The organism is Kitasatospora sp. NPDC093558 (assembly GCF_040683475.1).
GTDB lineage: Bacteria > Actinomycetota > Actinomycetes > Streptomycetales > Streptomycetaceae > Kitasatospora.
Window position 1 is genome coordinate 1 of record NZ_JBFBDY010000915.1, and the last position, 2115, is coordinate 2115.

Genomic DNA, 2115 nt, shown 5'->3' on the forward strand with positions numbered 1-2115 from the left:
GCCGTCGGAGGCCGGCACGACGGGTACGGCCGGGGTGACGGGTACGGCCGGGGCGGAGGACTTCGGGGCCGGGGACACCGGGGGCACCGGGGCCGACGGCGCCGAGGAAGGCGGGGTCGGCTTCGGCGTCTCCGTGGCCACGGGCTGGACCTCCACCGTCGCCCGCGCCGAGCACGACGTGGTCCCCCGGAACGGCTGCGCCCCCTCGTTGACGAACACACACGGGCTCAGCGCGGTCGCGCCGGCGGGGGTCGTCGCGTCGTACGACACCCGCACCCGGGCCACGGTGTGGCCGCCCGCCCTCAGGCTGGAGTCGCGCCCCTGGAGGTAGACGCCGTACGGCTCCTCAGGCGTCATGCCGGGCACCTTGTCCAGCGTCCGCCAGCTCCCGTCCGTTCCGTCCGCCGTCCGCACCTGGACGGTCGCGTGCCGGTCGACGAACAGGACGTCGCCGAGGTTGGTGTAGTCGGAGGGCGTGGGGTTGTCGAGGACGGCGTCGAACTCGATCGGCGCGCCGCCCGCGACTGCGGTGGCGGGCACGTGGGCGAGCGAGCTCCCGATCGAGGTGACGTTGATCGTGCTGGTCGCCTCGGCCTGCGCCGCACCGTGGTTCGCGGGGGTGGTGACCGCGGAGTGCAGGGCGATCGACCGGAAGCCGCCATTGGAGGCGCCGTCGTGGGGCAGGCCCATCGGCGCGCCGATCCGCAGGCCGACCTTGAAGGTCCGACCGGCCGGGACCGTGAGCCCGGGCACCGTCCCGTCGTACACGACGCCCCCGTTGGCCCTGGTCATCACCAGCGGCACCGACTTCCACGTGCCGTCGGCCGGGTCCTCGTAGTCGATGACGATCGCGTTCGACGGCGTTCCGATCCCGGTGGTGGTCGTCAGCTCGAGGTTGTAACTGGTGGCGGTCGGACCCGAGTTGGCGATGTCCTCGGTGAACGCGACCGGTCCGCCGGCGAACCCGACCGAGGCCGGGGCATGGACGGTCAGCGAGGTGTGCGACGGCTTTGCCGCGAAAGCGGCCGGGGCCGCGATTGACCCGCAGGCCGCGGCTGCTCCCAGGGCGGCCGCGGCGACGACGGCGCGACGGGTACAACGTGTGCGAATGATGGTGGACATGGTTCCCCCCTGGAACCGCGCTGCGGGCATGCCGCAACAGCGCGCTGATGACTGGCGACTGATCGGCAGCGGGCGCGCGTAACTCCCCATGCGCCCCGGGAGATTGATCGTGGCTCCCTGCTCCTCGCTGGGATAGACGCGCTTCCCGGCGATCGGTTGCAGGCGCTTCCGAAGAAACTTTCCGTCGATCCCCGGCCCCGCCCGCAACGACTCCTCGACCGCCCGCGACCGCCACGCGCACGCCTTCGCGACCACCTCGACTACATATGCCGCTGAACGACATATATAGTCAGGCGGCATCAGGGGCGTCCCCGCCCCGCGAACGCACGCATGCACGCATGCACGCAGGCGCGCACGCACGCAGGCACACCATCAGGGGAGGGGTTGGCACATGCAACTGACGTCCGTACCGGCCGCCGTGGAGGACCGGACCGTCGAGCCCGGTCCGCACCGCGCGGAGCGCCGGACCGACCCGAGGCGCTGGCTCCGGCTCTTGGCGCTGCTCGCCGGGTACTTCGGCGAAGTCCTGTTCCGCCTCTACCTCGTGCGGGACTTCAGCTACCCGTCCGTCCACCCCGACGAGGAGTCGTACCTCGTCCTCGCCCGGGTCCTGGCCGGACACCCCACGACCGAGATGCCCGTCGGCGTCGTCATCCCCGGCGGCTACCCGCTGCTCATCTCCCCCGCCCTGCGATTCGCGGACGACCCGTCCACCGCCTACCACCTCGTGATGGGCATCAACGCCCTGCTCAACGCGCTCGTCTTCCCGCTGGCCCTGGTCGGCCTGCGCCGCCTCGGCCTCGGCCGGCCGCAGGCGTACGCGTTCGCCGCCGCGACCGCGCTGCTGCCGCCGCTGGTCTTCTACTCGGAGTTCGCGCTGACGGACACCGTCATGCCGGTGCTCGTCCTCGCCTGGCTGCTCTGCCTGCACGGCTGGCTCGCCGACGGTCCGTCCCGCCGGCGCGCCTGGCACGCCGTCGGCGCGGGCCTGAC

2 protein-coding genes are annotated in these 2115 nt (G+C 72.5%); one reads left to right on the top strand and one right to left on the bottom strand.

Going from position 1 to position 2115, the window contains the following annotated elements:
* Nucleotides 1-1122, bottom strand: a 1122-nt coding sequence (locus AB0O00_RS36895; RefSeq protein WP_363659068.1) for a hypothetical protein, incomplete at its 3' end; no start/stop codon positions are given.
* Between the two features lie 391 nt (nucleotides 1123-1513).
* Here AB0O00_RS36895 and AB0O00_RS36900 point away from each other — a divergent pair.
* On the top strand, nucleotides 1514-2115 hold a 602-nt coding region (locus AB0O00_RS36900; protein ID WP_363659069.1), incomplete at its 3' end, for a hypothetical protein.